Raw genomic sequence first — 20,969 nt, forward strand, 5'->3', positions numbered from 1 at the left:
TGGGGTTTGTCAAATTAAGTGTGTAAGTTATTCAAGATACTTTATAACTCTATTCTTAATTTGATCATGTAAAAGGAGCTGATTCATAACCATAGACCAGTTTGGAATGAAGCCAGTTGACCATTTCTTTTCAAGTTCTTTAGTTCGAATAAACAGAAGTTTTAGGAGTGCATGCTCATTAGGGAATGCGCCTTTTTTTGTTACCTTGCGGTAACTAGAATGAATACTTTCTACAGCGTTTGTAGTGTACATAATTTTTCTAATATTACTTCCGTAATCGAATAATTGTTCTACATGTGCGAAATTTCGGATCCACACATCAACGGCTCCAGGGTATTGAGACCATTGTTGTTTAAATGCTTCAAAGGCGGTATGACATGCTTTTAAGGAAGTTGCTCCATAAACTTTTTTAAGGGAAGCAGTAAAAGCTTTATAATCTTTACTAGGTACATATTTAATTGAATTTCTGACTAGGTGTACGATACATCTTTGAACGATAGTTTGTGGGAAGATAGCTTTAACACCAGCTTCTAAACCTGATACACCATCCATTGATAAAAAGAAAATATCTTCTACACCTCTAGCTTTGATTTCATCAAAGATTTGCATCCATTTATGCTTACTTTCAGTTTCATTTAACCATAAACCTAGAATTTGTTTTCGGCCATCAATTGTATAACCTAGTATTGTGTAAACTGCGTATTCCTTTATTTCATAATCATTTCTAATCTTTGTGTACAGACAGTCTACAAAAACGAAAGTATAACACTTTTCTAAAGGTCTACTTTGCCATTCTTCCATCTCAGGTATAACGGCATCTGTAATATCAGAAATCATTTCATGTGATACGGAAAATCCATAAATGTCTTCTATAGTTGATGAAATATCACGTTGAGACATGCCTTTGGCATACATAGAAATTACTTTATCTTCAATTTCCGAAACATCTCGTTGGCGCTTCTTGATTAATTTTGGATCAAATGAAGCATCTCTATCTCTGGGTACATTAATTTCAACTTCTCCTTTAGAAGTTTTTAATGTCTTATTTCCATAGCCATTACGTCTATTTTCTGTAAATTTGTCAGATTTATCATTCGAAGAATAACCTAGATGATTATTCATTTCACCTTGTAACATAGCTTCAAACATGGGTCCGAAAATATCCTTTAACGCCTCTTCCATATCTTCAACAGTTTCGGGAGCATACTCAGAAATAATTCTATTAGCTAATTCAACAGATTTAGGATTACGTTTTTTACGAGCCATCATGTTACCTCCATAGTATCTTAAGTGTATTTTAACACTATGCATAGAGTTATGCTTAGAATCCGTAAAAAGTGATTGGTTTGTTTTTTAACCAACACTTTTTATGGATCTAGCAAGCGTTAGCGCGCTAGGAAAATAAAAAAATAAACTGCGAAGCAGAGCCGTACGCACTCTACTTACACAGTTTATTTTACATTCCCTGGAACTGAATGTCTGTGTCCCAGCCCCTTTCATGGTATTCACTTAAATGATGTTCGGCGCTTTTGACGACGCATAATGATGAGCCCTGCACCTATCATCAGCAAGCCACCTGCCATTGGTGCTTTTTCTTCAGCACCCGTGTTGGGAAGTTGTTGTATGTCTTGCATCATGACATGCTGTTCATGTGATGCCAACATGGCTGTTGCTGTACTGACCGTTATATCATTCGGCTTCATTGCTGTCTGCAACGTTGATGGATATCGTGTAGCAGCCATCGTTGCTTGCTTCATTTGCGTTGACGCCGTTGAAATGTTTGCTGTTTGTTTTGATTTTGGGAAAGCTATCACTTTGTTTCCAGTTGTGGTATTTTCTTTTGCCGGCTTCCCGTTAATGAGACGTTGAGGTTCAAGCGTCGCATATTGTGATAAATCTGCTGTCTTCAAATAATTTGCCAATACTTGTTCAAGAGAAATGCCTTCTTCACGTGGTCCGATAAGCATATTGAAACCGTCACCCCCGGATGCTGTGAAATCATTTGTCGCTACAACATAAGTGCGCGCGAAGTCGACCGCTTCAAATTGCCCTGTTTTTTTATTCAACACTTGAATCGCTTCAATACGATGTCCCGGCTCACGTTGCATATCAAAATAGACTTTAATCGATTTCGAAACTTGTAATAATCCCCCATTGGCAGAAAGTTGCGTTTTTCCGCCTTGTGTCATTGTCGGCGCACTTAAACTATGTTCAAATGCTTTCCATACATCTGTCCCTTTAACTGAAATTTGTGCAATTGTATTACCAAACGGCAACACAGTAATTACATCATTCAGTGTCACTGCTCCTTTTGTAATAGAAGCACGAATTCCTCCACTATTCGTCACTGCAAAATCAGAAGGCCGACTAAAGCCATTTTGTCCGTAGGCTTCCATCGCATCCGCAATGGCGTTACCTAAGTTCGTTTCACGTGTTCTTACCGCATCACGTTCACCTTGAAAATCAATCGTATTCTTTGGTAAGATCACTTCTGATGTTGCGGCAAGAAACGCTTCATTCGCTTTGTCAATTTGTGCTTTTACTGCTTTATCAGGTTCAAGCGATGCTAAATCTTTAACATGAATCAATGACGCAGTAGGATGCTGAATTTGATTTCCTACTTTTTCGAATGTGATTTTACCTACATTCGCTAACGCTGTCCCAGTCTGCGCAAGTATATCCTGATTGAAAGTTTGTCCGTGTTCAATCACTGTATGAGAGTGACCATCAATCACAAAAATAGGATGCGGCACGCTGGAATTTTGACTGAGCTGTTGTGTTAAATTATCACCACGCCATTCTTTTTTCGTCGTCGGATCTACACCAAGATGTGACAAAACAACGAAAACATCCACTTTTCCATTTAAACGATTCATCTCACGTGTCACACTCGTTAATGGATCTTCAAATGTCACGCCTTTGATGCCGTTAGGACTCGTTTTTGTTCGTGTTTCCGGCGTCGTCACCCCAATAATGCCATAGCGTACACCATTTTTAGCAACGATGACGGAAGGCTTAAAAGCAAGTTGCCCATCCTTATAAACGTTGGCACTGACAATTGGGAAATCAAGCATGCTTTCCAATTTCTTGAGTTGCTGATATCCAAAATCAAACTCATGATTGCCCGCTGTCATCGCATCATATCCGACAGCATTCATTGCGCGTGCCATTTCCTCACCTTTAGATTGATTCGATAACGGTAAACCTTGAAATGCATCACCCGCGTCAACCAGTAAATCAGCGTTTTCTTTGACCTTTAATGGTTTCAATTTTGCCATGCCTATCACACGCCCCGGTTCTTCCACCATACGCCCATGAATATCATTCGTATGTAAAATCGTATGCGATGTGCGAGCAACAGACGGATTTGCTGGCGATGATGTCGCAGTACTACGGTTCAGTGTTAATTCGTTTGATGCAGTGGGTACTGTTGATTCAGTCGATGTTTGTGCATCCGCAGCGACTGCATCGACATTAGATTGCTCTGGCTCAGACTTTTCTGTTATAGCGGTAGGTGCTGAAATCGCTGGTTCAGCGACTGCCGTATTAAGTGCTGAGCGCGCGTTGCTTGGTGATGCTTCAGTTGTCATTTTCATTGATGAAGGTGTTACCGTATCAGGCGATGTCGTATGCGCTGCGACACTCGGAAAATGTACCGATAAAATAACAGCGACAACCAACATGACCGATAACATGATACTTTTAAACCCTATACTTTTCATGTCAATCCTCCTTAATCCTATTCCCTTTTATCCTAGCATAAAGTGCTGTGCTAAAGTTTTAAAATTTTGTTAAGTTATCGTATACAACACGTATTTTTAATGTCATTCCACTTTTAACAAGACTTGAAAAAAACCTTTCCTAATGGTCCATATTCATCGTAAACATGGTTTCATAATCAACGCGCAATCAGCTCATAAAAAAGAGCTGAGACATCATCAATACCATGCCTCAACTCTTTAAGTGTTACGCATTGACACTGTTTAAAAACGACAGCACCGCTATATTTTAGCAATGGCTTGAACATTACTGTGAAAGGGTCACTTTACGTGTAAAAGTCGTTTCTTCCACCATCCGTGCAATCTTCTCACATTGACTCACATGTAATTCACCAAACCGACGATCATCCACAACTGCGGCCCATCCAGCGTCCACATATTCAAGCGCCACCATCATCGCTTCATTTCGCTCCCCTTCAATCCAAACGGTATCTAATGATTCTTTGATCGATTGTGAAGGGACAACAACATCACGCACTACTTGCCCTACAATCGTTAGCCCTGGGCCAAGTCGCTCTGGCAATGCTTGTACTTGTTCTATAATTGTGGTGACCGTTCCACTGACGATATGTTGATTGGGTCGCGATGCATTAAAAATGACAACTACCGGTAAATTGCCATCTATATGTCGTTGAATCGCTGTCATCAGTTGAGGTAACCGATGAATCCCCATATAAATGGCTAACGTGCCGCCGTGTGCAATCGTCGTCATATCGATATCATTTTCTTCATTATTTTTAAAATGACCTGTCGTGAAAGTGATATTCGTCGACACCCCTCTTTCGGTCAAACCACGGCCGAGCTGACTGATTGCTGCACTGGCCGCGGTGATCCCAGGCACAATTTCAAATGGAATGCCGTGTTTCCGTAACGTCTCTACTTCTTCAGTGACACGTCCAAAGATCGAAGGGTCCCCGCCTTTTAAACGGACAACATATGTCGCTGTTGTTGCCTTTTCTATTAATAACGCATTAATGCGTTCTTGTTGTGTTGTCCGTGTGTAAGGGGTTTTTCCCACATCGATCCACTCTGTATGCACCGACGATAAATGAAGGAGGAGTGGATTGACAAGTTGATCGTATAAAATCACATCGGCTTGTTGAATGCATCGTTCAGCTTTTTTAGTCAGTAATTGCGGATCTCCCGGCCCCGCACCGACTAAATAGACTTTCCCCATCTTTTGCTTTAAGGAAGCCATAGGTAAATCTCTCCATCGACCACCTCAACAGGGTAAGTTGCGACACACCCTTCATCCGGTGCTTGAACTTCACCTGTATTTAAATCAATTTTTTGGTCATGCAATGGACAAAAAACAAAATGGTCACTCACCGTTCCCTCTGATAGGGGGCCTTGTTGATGCGGGCACACATTATGAATGGCCTTCACATCACCCACTTCAGTGAGAAACAACGCGATGGGCGTTTCATCTACTATGACTTTCTTCCCAATAAGGGGCTCTAAATCCGATAATTTGCCAACTTTTACTTTTCCTTGTTGCATCGTCCTACACCTTCTCAACTTCAAATATTTTTTGCTTGTGCTTGTCCGCAACGATCTCTTGCCATGGTTCTTGTTCAACAGCGGCTTTAGCGACCATAATACGCTCGAAAAGCGCTTCTTGTTTTTCAGGGTCTAACACGACGGCTTTAACCTGGTCAAATCCAAGACGTCTTAACCACGGTGCGGTACGCTCTGCATAGTGCGCTGTTTCGCGATAATATTGCATATACGCACCACATAACTTAATGACATCTTCTTCAGTAGAAACGGTTGTTAAATATTCACCGATTTCTACAGTCGTTCCTCCATTTCCTCCAACATAAATTTGGAAACCATTTTCAACTCCGATAATACCAAAGTCTTTCACACCTGATTCGACACAACTTCTCGGACATCCCGACACACCCATTTTGAATTTATGAGGCGTATCAATGTATTCAAATGTTGCTTCTAAACGAATGCCTAAACGCGTCGTATATTGTGTGCCAAAACGACAAAATTCCTTGCCAACACAACTTTTAACAGAACGTGTCTTTTTCGCATAAGCCGATGCCGAACGCATCCCTAATGCCGACCAAATGTCTGGTAAATCCTCTTTTTTCACACCATATAAACCAATGCGTTGCGAACCGGTCACCTTGACTAATGGGACGTTATACTGCTTCGCGACTTCACCCAAACGAATCAGTTGATCCGCATCAGTCACACCGCCACGCATTTGAGGGATGACGGAAAATGTGCCATCATTTTGAATGTTGGCATGATAGCGTTCATTCGCAAAGCGTGATGCTTTCTCATCCACATGTTCATTCGGGTATACCATATTCAAATAGTAATTGATAGCCGGACGACATTTAGGACAGCCCCCTTTGTTTTTAAAATCGAGCACATGTCTCACTTCTTTAGACGTTTTCAAACCTTTTGCACGAATTTGTGTCACAATTTGATCTCTAGATAAATCAGTACATGCACAAATTCCTGTAGGGGCATTTGCTACAAAGTCATCACCTAAAGCATGTTCTAGTAATGCGCCAATTTGTACTTTACATTTTCCACAAGAGTTCCCGGCTTTCGTTACGCGTGTCACATCAGCGACTGAAGTCAAACCTTGTTCGTGAATGGCTGATACAATAACTCCTTTTGAGATACCGTTACAACCACAAATGGTTTCACTATCATCCATGTCAGCAACCTGCAATGTCTCCCCTTCTCCTGCTTTATGCAAAATTGAAACTAACGTATAGTCGTCAATCGGTTCGCCTTTTTTCATCATATTATAAAAACGTTGTCCCTCATCCGTATCACCATATAATACCGCACCAACGATTTTATTATCTTGAACGAACACCTTTTTATAAATGTTATCCACACCATTAAACATTTCAATGCCACGCACTGTATCATTTTCTACAATGCGCCCTGCACTGAACAAATCACATCCGGAAACTTTTAATGATGTAAAGGTCGTAGAACCATGATATCCGTCAGTCGATTGATCTGTAATATGATCTGCGAGTATTTTACCTTGTTCATAGAGTGGCGCTACGAGTCCATAGACTTTTGATCGATGTTCTGCACACTCCCCAACCGCATAAATGTTTGGATCGCTCGTTTGCATAAAGTCATTGACAATAATACCTCGTCCAATCTCCAAACCTGATGCACGCGCCTCCTTCGTGACTGGGCGAATCCCAACTGCCATCACCACCATATCCGCTTCCAATACACGGCCATCCGACAGACGAACACCTTCTACAGCTGTATCACCGATGATTTCTTGTGTATTCGCTTGCAATTCAAACTGTAGCCCTTGTTTTTCTAAATCTTGTTTCAACAATTCCCCAGCACGGCGATCGAGTTGTACTTCCATCAACCACTCAGCTAGATGCACGACTGTCACATTCATACCTTGTTCTACTAAACCGCGTGCACACTCCAAACCAAGCAAACCGCCGCCTATGACGATGGCTTTCTTTTTTGTTTTGGCAATTTCTAACATTTTCTCTGTATCATCAATTGTTCGAAAGCCTACGACACCTGCTAATCGTGACCCATCAATTGGCAAAATGAATGCATCCGATCCTGTTGCGATAATCATTTGATCATAATCGACCACTTGCCCTTTTTCCGTCTCAACTTGACGTGCTTCGCGATTGATTTTAACAACTTTATCTCCCGTAATAAGACGAATCCCTCGATCTTTATACCATGCATAATCGTTCATAATCGCCTCTTCAACCGTCATCTTATTCTGTAAAATATTCGATAACATAATTCGGTTATAATTTGGATAAGGTTCTTTACCAATAATTGTAATTTCAAAACGCTCAGGGTCACGCTCTAAAATTTCTTCTATCGTACGTACACCTGCCATACCATTACCGACCATTAATAGTTTTGTTTTGCTCATACTCATCCTCCTCAAGTGTAGCCAAAAACGCTTTAATTTTTGCCGCATAATCTTTTACTTGATGAATCGCTTGACCATCAGAACTTAAACTCACTTTAATCCCTTGATGTTCAATATCCAAACTGTTATAAAAATCAGATTGTGTACGATCCCCTGTATGATTGACCCATTGTTTTGATGTCGCCGCATCACGTACGTGTTGATTCACCACTTGATCATTCGTCGCAATCACAATCAGATCAGCGTCTGCGATATCAGATGTTTCGTATCGCTTTTGAATCAATTGAATGTGGTCTCCCCACTGCGTTCGTGTAAAAGCTGGCTCAAACTCAGGGCTCACCACTTTTAAACTGCCTGCCTCATCTTTTAACTTTTCAAATTTTCTCCAGGCAATTTTACCGCCTCCGATAATGACTACTTTCCTATGTGCCAATTTCAACTGGACCGTGTACATTCCACCCCTCCTTTGCACGCGACAAGTCGACTGAAAATCACTTCTTTTAATACAGGATGAAAATTCATCGCTGAAGTAAACGTCAACGTACAAGGTAATGCAAGCGATAAAATACGTTGCTGTGTCCGTTGCACTAAAAAACCATCATAGAAAAAATACGGTATGATTAACAATTGATCCCATTGTTGTGCGATTTCAGTTAAAACTTGTTCATATTGATATGTGCCGTAGACCATACATGGATAGCACGGGCGATCGGGTGTTGAAAGTTGACGTGCCATGATTGCTAAAGCTTGCGCAGGTTGCGTATATCGATGACTGCCGTGTGCCAAAATGATGACGCAAGTCTTTGGCGTCAGCTGCTCTTGATGATGCGCGATTTGTTGTGCAACCCAATCAATCATTTTTGGATGTGTCCCCAACGGTTGTGCCAAACGAAATGTCACGTGTGGATAGCGCTTTTCCCAAATCTGTTTGCCGTTAACGATATCCTCATAATAATGCGACGCTGAAAACAGCAATAATGGCATCAGGTACACCACTGTGGCACCTGCCTTCACTTGCATATCAATCACAGCTTCTAAATGTACCGTCTCACTTTCTAAAAATGCGAGCTCATAGTCCACAGCTTCATTTTCGAACAACTGTGTAACAAAATGTGTCAATGTTTGGTTTAACGCACCCTTACGCATACCGTGAACAATGAGTATCACTTTTTCCATCACTTCATCCCCCTTTGTTTCTATTTTAGACGAAATCACGCTTCAAATGTGATTCGATTCACATAAAGAACGAAAAATAGGGAATCCCCTCTCCTTAAACTTGAGGGAATTCCCTATCTCTCTTATAAATCTAAAGGTGAACTCACGATGATGCCTCATTTTCTGAAGCCCATGGCGGCGGTGCCAACAAGTTTGGATTGTACCGCTCTGGTATTAACACTTTCACCATCATTACTCCTAAATCACCACTCTCTTCTTCCATAGTGAAAAACGATTGATAACCTCGTCGTGCATAAACCTCTTTTAACCAACGCATTTTACGTCCTGACGTCCCCAATACCACTGCCGGTGCCTTTAACGTATCACGTAAAATCGTTTTTTCAACATACGTCATTAATTGATTACCATACCCTTTGCCCGCTTCATCTGGATCGGTTGCAAACCAACAAACAAAAGGATATTTTGATACCGGACGACTCGGCTCCCATGGAAAACGGATGGACAAAGTTGAAATGGGTACCCCTTCTTTTTCAAGAATATACACCATATGTTGGGTAATATTTTTTTCTATCATTTCCATTGTTGCATGCACAGAGGGCCAATCAATCCCAACGTCTCTTAAAGGGGTAAAGGCTTGATACATCAATTGATATAAACTTTGGGCATCCTCTAACGTAGCCAGTCTGATATTCACTTGTGACATCTCATCTCCTCCATTCTTATATTGTTAGATTATCAAAATGACGTGAAGCTGACCGCTTGTTCGCTCACACAAAAAGTATGCCAACTTTTATGAATATTCACAACAAAACAATCGTTCAACGTCACATGACTTAGAAATGTCATAAGACAAACCCATCTACATGCTGCGATTTTTTCATCGTATATATAATAAATAGGCTTGTCTCCTAAATGATTTTAGAAAACAAGCCTCATATCACACGTTCAATCAAATATATCTTGTAGCGCACTGGAACAATGTAATGCGGTGTGTTTGATCCAAAAACAATGACGATTCACGCATCTCGCACAGTTGATTTTAAAGCTTTTTGGACTGCTATTTTTGTCCGATACGTCGTGAGCCATTTAAATAGGCAAATACTAAACCGACGAAAAGGCCGCCACCAATATAGTTCCCAATAAATGCGAAAACGATATTTTTTACAACGTGTAACCATGACATGCCTTCGAAATTGTAAAATAACATGCCAACAAACAAGCCCGCGTTATAAACAACATGTTCGTACGCCATGAAAAAGAAAATAATTACACCACTGGCGATAAAGAAAGCTTTTGCAAGACCTTCTTTATATTGCATTGATACATAAATACCGATGTTAATAAAAAAGTTAGCAAAAATCGCTTTAATTAGAATCGCATGCCATGTTGATGCAATCGTTTTTGAATCAACAGTCGCTGACAAATAGTTAATCATCTCTGGTGTCATCACTTTTGTAAAATACATTAATATAAAAAGCACAAATGCGCCTAAAATATTACCGATAAAGCAGACTGTAAACAACCACATCGTTTTTCCAAATGAAATCGTCCGATAATAAAGTCCTACAGTCAAGTACATAAAGTTACTTGTCAGCAATTCTGCATGTGTCAATACAATGAAGACTAAAGCAATACTGAAAGCAATCGCGCCCATCAAATTGACGACACCCGGTAAAGCACCTGCCATTTGCGTCTTTATCGCTAGCATAAATACAGTCACAATGGCTAACAGAAATCCGGACATCATTGATTTAAGTAAATATCGTGGCATCGCTTGATCAAGCATGACTTCTTTCATTGCAACAGAATGAATAATACTTTGCACCGTTTCTCTTGATGCATATGAGTCAGAAACAGATTTAATCGGTTTTTGAATCCCCATGCTACAACCTCCATTTCATCTTAAACATGATGAATCTATCATGATACTTCCCCCACATTTTACATCAATACATCTCCTGATGGGGACCCCGCTTTTTAAAAATTTGTGAATTTATGAACGTAGTATGCGCTACAATCCAATCATCTCACGCTTCCTATGATAGACAAACAAGATGTGACAAATAGCTCGAATGTAAACGACAGTGCGTTCTTTTCTATCAATCTAAAGCAATCCTAACCATTTCCAATACGTCATACTCATAATGACAACAAGAATATAACCAATGACTGTAATAGGAATACCCGCTTTCAAGAAATCTTTAACTGTAAACGTATCTGTCCCGTATGCCAACATACTTTGTGGCGAACTCACCGGGAGAAGGAAACCAAAGCTGATAACGAACTGTTGAATTAATACAAATCCAATCGCATGATCCCCTAAACTTAACGTTGAAGTTAACGATATAAATACCGGAATCAACGCTGAAGCGAGGCTTGTCGCACTTGCAAATCCTAAGTGAATGAGAATATTGAACAATGATATTAACGCAATTGTTGCAACGATTGGCATACCTTTTAAGCCCATCAGTCCAAATGTTTGGTCACTTAACCATTGTGCCGCATGCGTTTGCAACAACACATTCCCTAATGAAATCCCTACACCGAATACAATGATTGTTCCCCATGGAATACGGCTTTCTGCTTCTTTCCAACTCATCACACCAATTTTTGGCGTCAACATGACTGCTAATGCCAATAATGTAATAGAAGACGAATCAATCGGATGTAGTATTTTTTCAGTAGACCACAATAAAAGTAATAATACGGAAATAATAATTAAACGCCACTCTTTTGCTTTAATCGGACCGAGTTCTGCAAGTTGCTTTTGAACCAGTTGTGTGCCTCCAGCAATTTCGTCTTGTTCGGGTGGTACCACTTTTAACATGACAAAATACAATACGAAAGACATAATTATGGACCATGGTGCTGCATACAAAAACCATTCTCCCCATGACACATCATGTCCGAGTTGATCATTAATAAAGTTAATCGCCACGATATTTTGTGCGGCAGCGGTTTTAATACCGATATTCCATATAGAGACCGCTTGAACAGCAGTAATAATCAGTAATGCTGCTAACTTGCTCTCCTTTGCCGCACCAAATGCAGCAATCATCCCTAATAAAATCGGAACGACTGCGCCTGCACGTGCCGTTGCAGATGGAACGAAGAAAGCTAAAATAATCGATACGAGTATCGCACCAATCACGATACGTTTCGTTTTGTTTCCAACAAGAGATAGCACCCAAAGCGCTAAACGTTTATGTAAATTCGTCACTTGCATCGCAGTAGCTAAAAATAATGCAGCGGCAACCAATGCGACAGCGCTTGTTGAAAAACCACTAAAAGCTAATTTCAAAGCATTCCCTGTTCCTAATGGATCAGCGCCTGATAATACGGCACCGCCGACCTTTGGATTTCCGAGTGCCTTTGATAAACCTTGAACCGGACTAAAACCGAGTAAGACAATAATAAGACCAACAATCATCGTTGCCGAAACTGGATATGACACTGCTTCAGTCACCCACAAAATGACGGCAAACGCTAAAATTGCTAACGCAGCTTTCCCCATGAAAGGTAAACTTGCCGGAGTAGGTGCTAATAATACGGCAATTAATGCCACAAAACTCAGTATCAACCATATCGGTTTAAACGTTGTCCCTTCTTTTTTCTTTGAAGCTGTTGTTGAGGCCATTTTTGAGCTCCCCCTTTTCTATCTGTAAATTTAATATTATTGTATCAAGAAAGCATTTCAAAATAATGGATTTGTTATAACTTTCACAAAAAATTAATAACTAGTGGTTCAGTTGTAAAGCCTGATCACCCACATGAATCCACTGTCGTTTAATCATAATTCGATAAATAATAAATGTCACGATAGCCGGTAAAACAAAATGAAACGCAATAATCAATAACCATGTATTCAACTGACTTCCCATCGTATGTAACGTCATGATTTGTCCGACCAAACCGCTCGTTCCCATTCCAGCACCTGCAGCATTATTCGTCATAGGAAATAGCGTTGTCATTATCGGCGCAATAATCGCACTTGCTAAAGTCGGTGGAACTAAAATCAGCGGTTTCATTAAAATATTAGGCACTTGCAACATACTCGTCCCTAATCCGATAGAAATCACGCCACTCATGCCGTTTTCTTTATAGCTCGTTACCGCAAAACCAATCATTTGGCAAGCACACCCTATCGTTGCGGCACCTGCAGCCAAACCTGATAAATCAAGCATTAACGCTAATGCAGCACTCGAAATCGGCGCCGTTAAACACAAACCAAAAATCACTGCGACCAGTATCCCCATGACAAATGGTTGTTGTTCAGTGGAAACCATAATAATTTTACCGATTTCCATCATTAATTCATTCAATATCGGGCCTAAAAATTTCGCGACTGTGCCTCCAATCACTAATGTGAGTAATGGCGTGACGATAATATCAATTTTCGTTTTTGAAGCATAAAAACGGCTCAGTTCAACTGCGATTAAAACGGCAAAATAGGCGCCTACCGCACCACCAGAAAATGTTTCGTAACCGAGCATTCCCACAATGACTGATGTAAATATGACGAGCGGATTTGCTTTTAAACCATAACCAATTGCCGCACCAATGGCTGCCCCTGTTAAACTTTGCGCGACTTTCCCGACATCAACCAAAAATTGAAGTTGCAAACTTGGAAATAACGTTTGATGCCCTATCGTTTGCATAATCAATCCAATAATTAATGAACTAAATAATCCAAACGTCATATAACTTAATCCGTCAATAAACCAACGATGAAGTAATTTTTTCACTTTTTTTGCACACATCCCATCTTGATGATTTAATCTTATTATCCCTATATTAACATAGGTGTCCCTTCTCTGATGAAAAATGTTCCGTCAAAACTGAGGCAACATCTATAATAAGTCATCGCAAAATAAAAAACCCATCAACACCTTCGCTATATGACGATAGCGTACAATGTTGATGGATTTAGAATTGACTCAAAAGGCTTCTCAGTTGTTTCTATAAATTAATATAAACCTTTTGTTTCGTTACTAATATCGATAAAAATATTTTTAACTTGTTGATAATTTTCAATTGCAGCTTTATACGTTTCACGGCCAATACCTGATTTTTTATATCCACCAAATGGTGCACCTTCAGGCACTTGGTTATACGTATTAATCCATACACGTCCAGTACGAACGTTTTTCGCTATATTCAATGCACGATTGATATTTGTTGAGAAGACGCCACCCGCTAAACCATATTCTGAATTGTTGGCAACGTCAATCGCTTCTTGGTCATCTTTCACTTTAATCACAGTTAAAACAGGTCCGAAAATTTCTTCTTGTGCTAATTTATCATCTGCACTATTAACTTCGATAATTGTCGGTTCAAAGAAGAAACCTTTGTCTAAACCATTCTCTGTTTTACGGTGACCGCCTACTAACACTTTCGCACTATCCGATTCATTTGCATAATCAACGTAGCCTTTGATTTTATCGATTTGTGCTTGTCCTGTTTGCGCACCCATTTGTGTTTCTAAGTCTAATGGATCCCCGACTTTAATCTTTTTGAAGGCTTCAACAAGTCGTGGCATAAATTCATCGTACACTTTTTCATGTACTAATAAACGAGAACCTGCACTACATACTTCACCTTGGTTAAATAAGATGCCGAGTTGTGCCCCTTCTAAAGCGACATCAAGATTTGCATCATCTAAAATGATATTGGCACTTTTACCGCCGAGTTCAAGTGTTGCTGGCACGATACGTTTTGCACCTGCCTCTGCCACTTGGTAACCTACATCCGTTGAACCTGTAAATGATAATTTATCGACACCTTCATGATTGAAGATGGCGTTACCAGATTCTGAACCTTTACCTGTTAAAACGTTGACAACACCCGGTGGTAACACTTCTTGGAACACTTTAGCTAATTCAATTAAGCTAAGCGGTGTTGTTGAAGAAGGTTGAATCACTACTGTATTACCCGCTGCAAGCGCCGGTGCAATTTTCCATGCTGCGAGTAACATTGGGAAGTTCCAAGCAACGACTGCCCCTACAACACCAATCGGTTCATGTTGTACAATACTCACAATATGATCTTCCATATTATTGACTGATCCTTCATCCGTATCCACAACACTTGCAAAATATTGATAATGTCTTGCTGAATATGGAATATCAATGTTGAGTGATTCACGAAGTGCTTTCCCTGCATTTAAACTTTCAACATATGCAAAATGTTCTCTTTTTTCCATAATTTTGTCATGCACTTGGCGTAACAAGTTCGCACGTTCATGTTTAGAAAGACGACTCCACTCTGGAAAAGCGTCCGTTGCAGCTTGGACAGCTTTATCGACATCATTCACACTTGCTTTTGCAACTTTCGATAATTGTTCACCGTTGGCTGGGTTAAATACGTCTATATATGCCCCTGTTTCTGACGGTACAAACTCACCATTGATAAACAAACCATACTGTTCATCAATATAATCTCTCTTATTTACACCCATAATATTGCCTCCTTTTAGTTCACACAACACATGATTGATACCAACAATGTGCCATCTCTTTCAATCAATGTGTCATGTACGTACAATTACAAATTTTGTTGATAGTTATAGTATAAGACCCTTATTTTTAAAGGTAAAGTAATTTGACTCAACTAGAAAAAGTACTTTTGAAAGACATAAATTCCCCAAAGAAGAAAAACAAGCCTCCTAAAAGAAGGCTTGTCTGCTGGGGAAAAGAAGTTGAACGCATTGAATTCATGCTGTTCAACATTATGTCATGAGCAATATATGGAAGACTCATGTTTGAAAATGACTGACACCTAAGTTCGGTTACAGATGATAGATTTTAACCTTTATCTCATATCACCTTACAGAAACTTCATCAAATGTGATCATCGGTGAAGCATCTAAAACAAGTATAAATGATACCATTTCGAATGTAAATAGGAAAGGTTTCGATTTGTAAATCTATCCTTCTAAAGTCCGAGGAAATGTCCCATCCATTGTCGGATGTATAAAAAATGACACCGCGCTATAATACCATTAGAACAGTTGAAAGACAGATTGAAACTGTTCAAGAATCATCCAAACAAACATACTTGAAACCCCGATGCGACATCAAGTATATCCAAAACCTCCTTAAAAGATAATTAGAAATCAAAGTTGAGCGAAGCCAATGCGAACCCCGCGCATTGGCTTTTTTTAATTGATCAAAACCTAATCAGACCTTGTTCATACGCCAGTTTAAAAAATTTGTCATGGCTTGGCACTTTTGAAGTGATAGCCATATCCATAGAAGCGGTTGTTAATACTGTTGCTTTTACAACTTAATGACCTGTAACGCACGACGCATTTCCACATTGATGTCATCCGTCCGCCATTCTCTCGGATATCCTAAACACGGACAAAGATAAGTCGTTTTCCCTTCTACGACTCGCTTTCTAAAATGGACATGCCCCATCACACTATATTGAATATCAAATGTGTCATACAACGTTTGAAAATCACTCGTTCCGATAAATCCGTTAAAAAAATCAAAAATACGGTGCGGCATCGGTACGGTAAATTGAGGATGAGTCACAACATGCGTCACCAAAATAACGGAATGATTTGGGTAACGTGAAAGTTCGTGATACACCTCGTTCGCAAAATGTTGAGATAACTTTGGATCACTCATTTCAAATGCCGTATGCACTTTATCTTGCCAAGTTGCACCATAATGTTTTCCACGGCGCAACTTCTCATACGAAAATCGATCCGCAGCGAAACTGTAATCATACCAACCCATATGCCCGGTAATCACATAATTGTTGTAAACCACAGGCGAACCCATTAAACATTGAGGATGGGCCTTATACAACTGCAAAATTTGTGACGTAGACAACTTTTCATCATTGTGGCGCCAAATGTCATGATTGCCCGGTACAAAATATATCGCCGACGCTGTCAGGGATGTTAATTGTGTCACAAAATCTAATGTTGTCGTATGGTGATTAGAAATATCTCCGGCAATGATTAAAATGTCTAATTGTGCTTCCTCAATTAGACGCACCAAAGCGTCTAAATAATCCGCTTCGGTTAAATAGGGATGCCGATCAAAATGAAGATCAGCAATCGTCCCAATGTTCATGAATCCACCCCCTATATCCATCATTATCTCAAATGATACACAACACTTGTAGTTGAATGCCTCCTCAGTTAAACCAATGGATGAAACAAACCCCCTTCCACGCAGTCATTTTTTAATGGCTACATTGAAGGGGATCACTCGCTCTATATTCATGTTGATTGTTTAAAAGATTGTTATGCTGCAAGGCGTTGCGCATAGTCATATAGACGTTCTGCATCTTTTAAAGATACGTCATCCAACGTACGATAGCCTGATCTCAAATCCGAAATGATACCTTGACTCACACCCGTATGAATGTAAATATCATAGCAACTTTCGTTAGATTGAATTAATGCTAAAATGGCCTCTCTCATCATACACACATCCTTTTATTAATTACTTTCTCTTCCTTAACTTCATTATACGCCTTTAAAATAAAATGACTATAATTATGTGACCAATTTCACATAATCATCACAAATGATTAACAAATTTCACGAGGTTTTTAAGTGACATTGATTCCCTCGAAAGCATCATTTACAATTTACACTATTATTATATTTTATTCCCCTTTATAATATTAGAAAATTAATAATATTAACTCTTTAAAGTTTTCACAAATATGTCAAATATTTATTTTTAATTTAACTAGATAAAACTTTAAAGTGAAATATAGTTATAAATATCATTATTATCAGTCATTTTATACATACTATATTTCACAATCTTTATATTTTTATTTTCAAATATTTATTTTCATTAAAGAGGTCGCATTCATGGCTATGTAAGGGCTTGCACAAGATGAAGAAAGCACCTAGAATGGGGATTGTTTGAGATAGCTATCTAATTAACTCACAGAGAGAAGGAACGTTAAATGGATTTTATTTTAGGCATTGGGACATTACTCGTTGTGTTATTAGCAATGACTTTATTTTTGAAATTCGCCCCAAATGGTAAAGTCAGTTTACAAGCACTGTCTGGTGCGGCTTGCGCCTCATTTTTGCCAGAGGCCTTTTTAAAATATGCCATTGGTGGTGTATTTCATTCAGAATATTTTATTAAATTAGGGGATGTGGCTGGCAGCTTAAGCGGTGTTGCGGTGGGCATTCTCACTTGTTTAAAGTTCGGTATTCATCCTGTGTTTGCAGTGTTAACCGGACTTGTTTTATTTGATTTTAAACTATTACCGGCATTCATCGCCGCATATTGTATCTCATTCGGTATTCAATGGCTTGAAAAATATATTCCTGAAGGTTTGGATCTGATTGCCGTCATTTTATTATCTCCTGCACTGGCATTTGGCATTGCGACAATTGTTTCACCGAGTGTGACTGCTGTCCTTAAACAAATCGGTACCGCCATCACAGCAGTCGGTGATCACAATCCATACGCACTGGCCTTGGTCATCGGCGCAATTGTCCCAGTTGTAGGCATGACCCCATTAAGTTCAATGGTATTTACCAGTTTATTAGGACTCACGGGCATTCCGATGGCCATTGGTGCAATCGGATGTATGGGAAGTTCATTTGTCAATTTTGTGCTGTTTAAAAAATTAAAAATCGGTAATTCAGGAAAAGCTTTCGCTGTCGCGGTAGAACCCCTTACACAAATCGACACGATTGCACAATATCCGATTCAACTCTACGGCACCAATGCAATCATCGGTATGGTCAATGGCTTATTTATTACCTATATGGGCATCATGGTCAATCAACCCGGCATGGCGACCCCCATTGCTGGCCCAATTGTAGCCCTAGGTTTCAACAAATTGTTACCGACTCTTATTACCATTATCGTTGTTGCACTGATCAGTATCATCCTTAGCATATTTATCGGAACATTCATCAATAAAAAACACAGTCCTTTCAACATCCATGTGCCTCGCATTAAACAACAAACCAATTAAATAAGGAGTGGATGATTTTATGGCACGTACAAAAGATTTCCAAAGTGCTTTTGATATTATTGGTCCTGTTATGATGGGCCCTTCAAGTTCACATACAGCAGGTGCAGTGAAAATTGGACAAGCTGCACGCGCTGTCCTCGGTGAGACACCTGAGACAATTAAAATCGACTATTATGAATCATTTGCCGAAACGCATCAAGGTCACGGGACAGATTTAGCGATCATCGGTGGATTACTTGGATTGAGTACCTTTGATTCACGCATTAAACATGCTACAAAAATGGCAAAAGCAGCTGGTATTGATTTCGACTTTGTTGAAAATGCCGGCCCAAGCTTGGGTGAACATCCAAATTGTGCACTCATTCAAATCGATTATCGTGACCGACATGTTGAACTCAATGGTATTTCTATCGGAGGTGGTGCATTTAAAGTTAAAAGCATTCATGTCAACCACATGTGCATTCTCATGTCGCATACACCGCCTATTCTTGTGATTGATGGGGATTGTACTGTATCTGAAGCCAACCATCTCATTAACGAAATGATTGCTCACGGAATCGATATCAATGAGGAAATTAAAACGAGACGTGGGACGCATTGCCTACTCGCTTTACACTTGAATCAACCCATCGACAAGGCAATTTTGTCAACAATCAAGAACAATCGTCAACACTTGAATTTTTCATATATCGAATAATTTGGAGGGATAGACATGTTTGATACAATGCGAGAATTAATCACTTATGCCAATGAAAATGAAACCACTTTTTCTGAAATTATGATTCAACATGAAATGGCCACGCGCAAAATGACACGTCATGCCGTCTATGAAATGATGCAACAAAATTTAGATGTCATGCGAGAGGCTGTAAAAAAAGGAACAACGGGCAAAGGCGTCAAAAGCGTTACCGGATATACAGGTCAAGATGCAATAAAAGTACATCAATACAACCAAAATCATCAAGCTTTATCTGGATTCGACATGTTATCAGCGGTAGAAGGTGCGATCGCAACAAATGAAGTGAATGCAGCGATGGGAATTATTTGTGCAACGCCTACTGCAGGCTCATCCGGCACGATTCCAGGCGCCTTGTTAAAATTAGAAGCATCACATCATTTAAGCAATGAACAAATGATTCAATTTCTATTCGCGGCTTCGATGTCCGGGATGATGATTGCCAATAATGCCTCGGTTGCAGGTGCGACAGGGGGGTGCCAAGCTGAGGTTGGTACCGCTTCAGCCATTGCTGCTGCCGCTGCTGTTGAAATTTTTGGCGGCACGCCTGAACAATCGGGTCATGCCATCGCACTAAGTTTAAGCAACTTACTCGGTCTCGTTTGCGATCCTGTCGCTGGATTAGTCGAAATTCCTTGCGTGATGCGCAATGCGATTGGCTCTGGTAACGCGTTGATTTGTGCTGATCTTGCGCTTGCTGGCGTTGAAAGTCGCATTCCGGTCGATGAAGTCATTATGGCAATGGATAAAGTAGGTCGAAACTTACCTGCTTCTTTGCGTGAAACCGGACTTGGAGGCCTTGCCGGCACACCCACTGGTGAAGCCATTAAAGCTAAAATTTTCGGTGATTCTAAACCGTCTGAAGTCTTTTCATAATTGTCGAAGTACGCAGAAACATTTGATGCACCGCACAACCAAACCATTTGTCAAAGCAATATAGCCATTCATACATGGCAAAACTGCATTGCTATTGACGCACACCTGATGAGTTATACAGTTCTATGCTTCGTATCAACATATAAAAGCGCTGTGAAGAAATCTGTAACTTAAATTTCTTCACAACGCTTGATTTTTTATATTATTTCTGAATGAGTCGTTGCATGGCTTTTTCATCTTCACGCGTCTCATCTACTTTCACAGATGGATGCGCTTTAGTGACGTTTTGACGCTTCTCTTGTAATTGAAAACCAATAAAATGATAAATAAAGAATAAAATAAAAGCTAAGGTAATGGATTGGAGTAATAAATATTGCCATGTCCCCGCAATCAAATATGTTTCAGCAACCGTCGTTGTCATGACCATGCCCAAAAATAACCCTGCTAATTTTTTTAACACGGGATTCATCCCCTTTGACTTGGCACAATAAAGTGCGTACTTGAATGCTTTTAATATTTA

At 39.8% G+C, this 20,969-nt stretch carries 18 protein-coding genes; 3 read left to right on the plus strand and 15 right to left on the minus strand.

Annotated elements, in window-relative coordinates; genetic code table 11:
• Nucleotides 1-27 precede the first annotated feature (27 nt).
• From B5P37_RS04075 to B5P37_RS04140, 14 genes are all read right to left on the minus strand, one after another.
• Nucleotides 28-1,266 carry an IS256 family transposase gene (locus B5P37_RS04075; RefSeq protein WP_420852987.1) on the minus strand — a complete coding sequence of 413 codons (1,239 nt, stop codon included), beginning with the start codon at nucleotides 1,264-1,266 and terminating at the stop codon, nucleotides 28-30.
• Nucleotides 1,267-1,505: 239 nt separating this feature from the next.
• Entirely contained in the window at nucleotides 1,506-3,722 is a 2,217-nt protein-coding gene (locus tag B5P37_RS04080) for a 5'-nucleotidase C-terminal domain-containing protein (protein ID WP_085237027.1), read from the minus strand.
• A 304-nt stretch (nucleotides 3,723-4,026) separates the two neighbouring features.
• Entirely contained in the window at nucleotides 4,027-4,977 is a 951-nt protein-coding gene (gene cobA, locus B5P37_RS04085; RefSeq protein WP_085237028.1) for a uroporphyrinogen-III C-methyltransferase, read from the minus strand.
• The gene (gene nirD / locus B5P37_RS04090) at nucleotides 4,965-5,279 is read right to left on the minus strand and encodes a nitrite reductase small subunit NirD (RefSeq protein ID WP_085237029.1); all 315 of its coding nucleotides are present in this window, start codon (nucleotides 5,277-5,279) and stop codon (nucleotides 4,965-4,967) included. The genes cobA and nirD overlap by 13 nt, the downstream gene beginning before the upstream one ends.
• A gap of 4 nt (nucleotides 5,280-5,283) precedes the next feature.
• On the minus strand, nucleotides 5,284-7,689 hold the full coding sequence (gene nirB, locus B5P37_RS04095; RefSeq protein ID WP_085237030.1) for a nitrite reductase large subunit NirB: 2,406 nt from the start codon (nucleotides 7,687-7,689) through the stop codon (nucleotides 5,284-5,286).
• Nucleotides 7,658-8,143, minus strand: a complete 486-nt coding sequence (locus B5P37_RS04100; RefSeq protein ID WP_085237031.1) for a precorrin-2 dehydrogenase/sirohydrochlorin ferrochelatase family protein — start codon at nucleotides 8,141-8,143, stop codon at nucleotides 7,658-7,660. Before B5P37_RS04100 ends, nirB begins: the two co-directional genes overlap by 32 nt.
• Nucleotides 8,125-8,865, minus strand: a complete 741-nt coding sequence (locus B5P37_RS04105; RefSeq protein ID WP_085237032.1) for a sirohydrochlorin chelatase — start codon at nucleotides 8,863-8,865, stop codon at nucleotides 8,125-8,127. The genes B5P37_RS04100 and B5P37_RS04105 overlap by 19 nt, the downstream gene beginning before the upstream one ends.
• Before the next feature lie 142 nt (nucleotides 8,866-9,007).
• Nucleotides 9,008-9,568 carry a GNAT family N-acetyltransferase gene (locus B5P37_RS04110; RefSeq protein WP_085237033.1) on the minus strand — a complete coding sequence of 187 codons (561 nt, stop codon included), beginning with the start codon at nucleotides 9,566-9,568 and terminating at the stop codon, nucleotides 9,008-9,010.
• Between the two features lie 354 nt (nucleotides 9,569-9,922).
• Complete coding sequence (locus B5P37_RS04115; RefSeq protein ID WP_085237034.1) at nucleotides 9,923-10,747, minus strand: formate/nitrite transporter family protein; 825 nt, start codon at nucleotides 10,745-10,747, stop codon at nucleotides 9,923-9,925.
• Between the two features lie 222 nt (nucleotides 10,748-10,969).
• Complete coding sequence (locus tag B5P37_RS04120) at nucleotides 10,970-12,502, minus strand: SLC13 family permease (protein ID WP_085237035.1); 1,533 nt, start codon at nucleotides 12,500-12,502, stop codon at nucleotides 10,970-10,972.
• Nucleotides 12,503-12,602: 100 nt separating this feature from the next.
• Nucleotides 12,603-13,610, minus strand: coding sequence for a PTS sugar transporter subunit IIC (locus B5P37_RS04125; protein ID WP_085238412.1), 1,008 nt, complete (start codon nucleotides 13,608-13,610; stop codon nucleotides 12,603-12,605).
• A gap of 221 nt (nucleotides 13,611-13,831) precedes the next feature.
• Nucleotides 13,832-15,322 carry an aldehyde dehydrogenase family protein gene (locus tag B5P37_RS04130; protein ID WP_085237036.1) on the minus strand — a complete coding sequence of 497 codons (1,491 nt, stop codon included), beginning with the start codon at nucleotides 15,320-15,322 and terminating at the stop codon, nucleotides 13,832-13,834.
• Between the two features lie 820 nt (nucleotides 15,323-16,142).
• Nucleotides 16,143-16,952, minus strand: a complete 810-nt coding sequence (locus tag B5P37_RS04135; RefSeq protein WP_085237037.1) for a metallophosphoesterase — start codon at nucleotides 16,950-16,952, stop codon at nucleotides 16,143-16,145.
• A 173-nt stretch (nucleotides 16,953-17,125) separates the two neighbouring features.
• Nucleotides 17,126-17,305: a hypothetical protein gene (locus B5P37_RS04140; protein ID WP_085237038.1), complete on the minus strand. Its 180-nt coding sequence runs from the start codon at nucleotides 17,303-17,305 to the stop codon at nucleotides 17,126-17,128.
• Between the two features lie 500 nt (nucleotides 17,306-17,805).
• On the opposite strand from B5P37_RS04140, the gene B5P37_RS04145 reads away from it, so the two are divergent.
• Genes B5P37_RS04145 through sdaAA form a run of 3 tightly spaced genes read left to right on the plus strand, consistent with a single transcriptional unit; the run spans nucleotide 17,806 to nucleotide 20,449 of the window.
• Nucleotides 17,806-18,837, plus strand: a complete 1,032-nt coding sequence (locus tag B5P37_RS04145) for a PTS sugar transporter subunit IIC (RefSeq protein ID WP_085237039.1) — start codon at nucleotides 17,806-17,808, stop codon at nucleotides 18,835-18,837.
• 19 nt (nucleotides 18,838-18,856) lie between these two features.
• Entirely contained in the window at nucleotides 18,857-19,534 is a 678-nt protein-coding gene (gene sdaAB / locus B5P37_RS04150; RefSeq protein WP_085237040.1) for an L-serine ammonia-lyase, iron-sulfur-dependent subunit beta, read from the plus strand.
• A 15-nt stretch (nucleotides 19,535-19,549) separates the two neighbouring features.
• Nucleotides 19,550-20,449 (plus strand): L-serine ammonia-lyase, iron-sulfur-dependent, subunit alpha, encoded by a 900-nt coding sequence (sdaAA, locus tag B5P37_RS04155; protein WP_085237041.1) that lies wholly within the window; start codon nucleotides 19,550-19,552, stop codon nucleotides 20,447-20,449.
• A 202-nt stretch (nucleotides 20,450-20,651) separates the two neighbouring features.
• Here the strand turns inward: sdaAA and B5P37_RS04160 are convergent, their stop codons facing one another.
• Complete coding sequence (locus B5P37_RS04160) at nucleotides 20,652-20,909, minus strand: hypothetical protein (RefSeq protein ID WP_085237042.1); 258 nt, start codon at nucleotides 20,907-20,909, stop codon at nucleotides 20,652-20,654.
• Nucleotides 20,910-20,969 lie beyond the last annotated feature (60 nt).

Origin of the sequence: Staphylococcus lutrae, assembly GCF_002101335.1 — a bacterium.
Lineage (GTDB): Bacteria > Bacillota > Bacilli > Staphylococcales > Staphylococcaceae > Staphylococcus > Staphylococcus lutrae.

Bases quoted from the DNA above. Each gene is read 5' to 3' on its own strand.
- B5P37_RS04075 (WP_420852987.1), bottom strand. From the start codon at position 1,266: ATGGCTCGTAAAAAACGTAATCCTAAATCTGTTGAATTAGCTAATAGA.
- B5P37_RS04080 (WP_085237027.1), bottom strand. From the start codon at position 3,722: ATGAAAAGTATAGGGTTTAAAAGTATCATGTTATCGGTCATGTTGGTT.
- cobA (WP_085237028.1), bottom strand. From the start codon at position 4,977: ATGGCTTCCTTAAAGCAAAAGATGGGGAAAGTCTATTTAGTCGGTGCG.
- nirD (WP_085237029.1), bottom strand. From the start codon at position 5,279: ATGCAACAAGGAAAAGTAAAAGTTGGCAAATTATCGGATTTAGAGCCC.
- nirB (WP_085237030.1), bottom strand. From the start codon at position 7,689: ATGAGCAAAACAAAACTATTAATGGTCGGTAATGGTATGGCAGGTGTA.
- B5P37_RS04100 (WP_085237031.1), bottom strand. From the start codon at position 8,143: ATGTACACGGTCCAGTTGAAATTGGCACATAGGAAAGTAGTCATTATC.
- B5P37_RS04105 (WP_085237032.1), bottom strand. From the start codon at position 8,865: ATGGAAAAAGTGATACTCATTGTTCACGGTATGCGTAAGGGTGCGTTA.
- B5P37_RS04110 (WP_085237033.1), bottom strand. From the start codon at position 9,568: ATGTCACAAGTGAATATCAGACTGGCTACGTTAGAGGATGCCCAAAGT.
- B5P37_RS04115 (WP_085237034.1), bottom strand. From the start codon at position 10,747: ATGGGGATTCAAAAACCGATTAAATCTGTTTCTGACTCATATGCATCA.
- B5P37_RS04120 (WP_085237035.1), bottom strand. From the start codon at position 12,502: ATGGCCTCAACAACAGCTTCAAAGAAAAAAGAAGGGACAACGTTTAAA.
- B5P37_RS04130 (WP_085237036.1), bottom strand. From the start codon at position 15,322: ATGGGTGTAAATAAGAGAGATTATATTGATGAACAGTATGGTTTGTTT.
- B5P37_RS04135 (WP_085237037.1), bottom strand. From the start codon at position 16,952: ATGAACATTGGGACGATTGCTGATCTTCATTTTGATCGGCATCCCTAT.
- B5P37_RS04140 (WP_085237038.1), bottom strand. From the start codon at position 17,305: ATGAGAGAGGCCATTTTAGCATTAATTCAATCTAACGAAAGTTGCTAT.
- B5P37_RS04145 (WP_085237039.1), top strand. From the start codon at position 17,806: ATGGATTTTATTTTAGGCATTGGGACATTACTCGTTGTGTTATTAGCA.
- sdaAB (WP_085237040.1), top strand. From the start codon at position 18,857: ATGGCACGTACAAAAGATTTCCAAAGTGCTTTTGATATTATTGGTCCT.
- sdaAA (WP_085237041.1), top strand. From the start codon at position 19,550: ATGTTTGATACAATGCGAGAATTAATCACTTATGCCAATGAAAATGAA.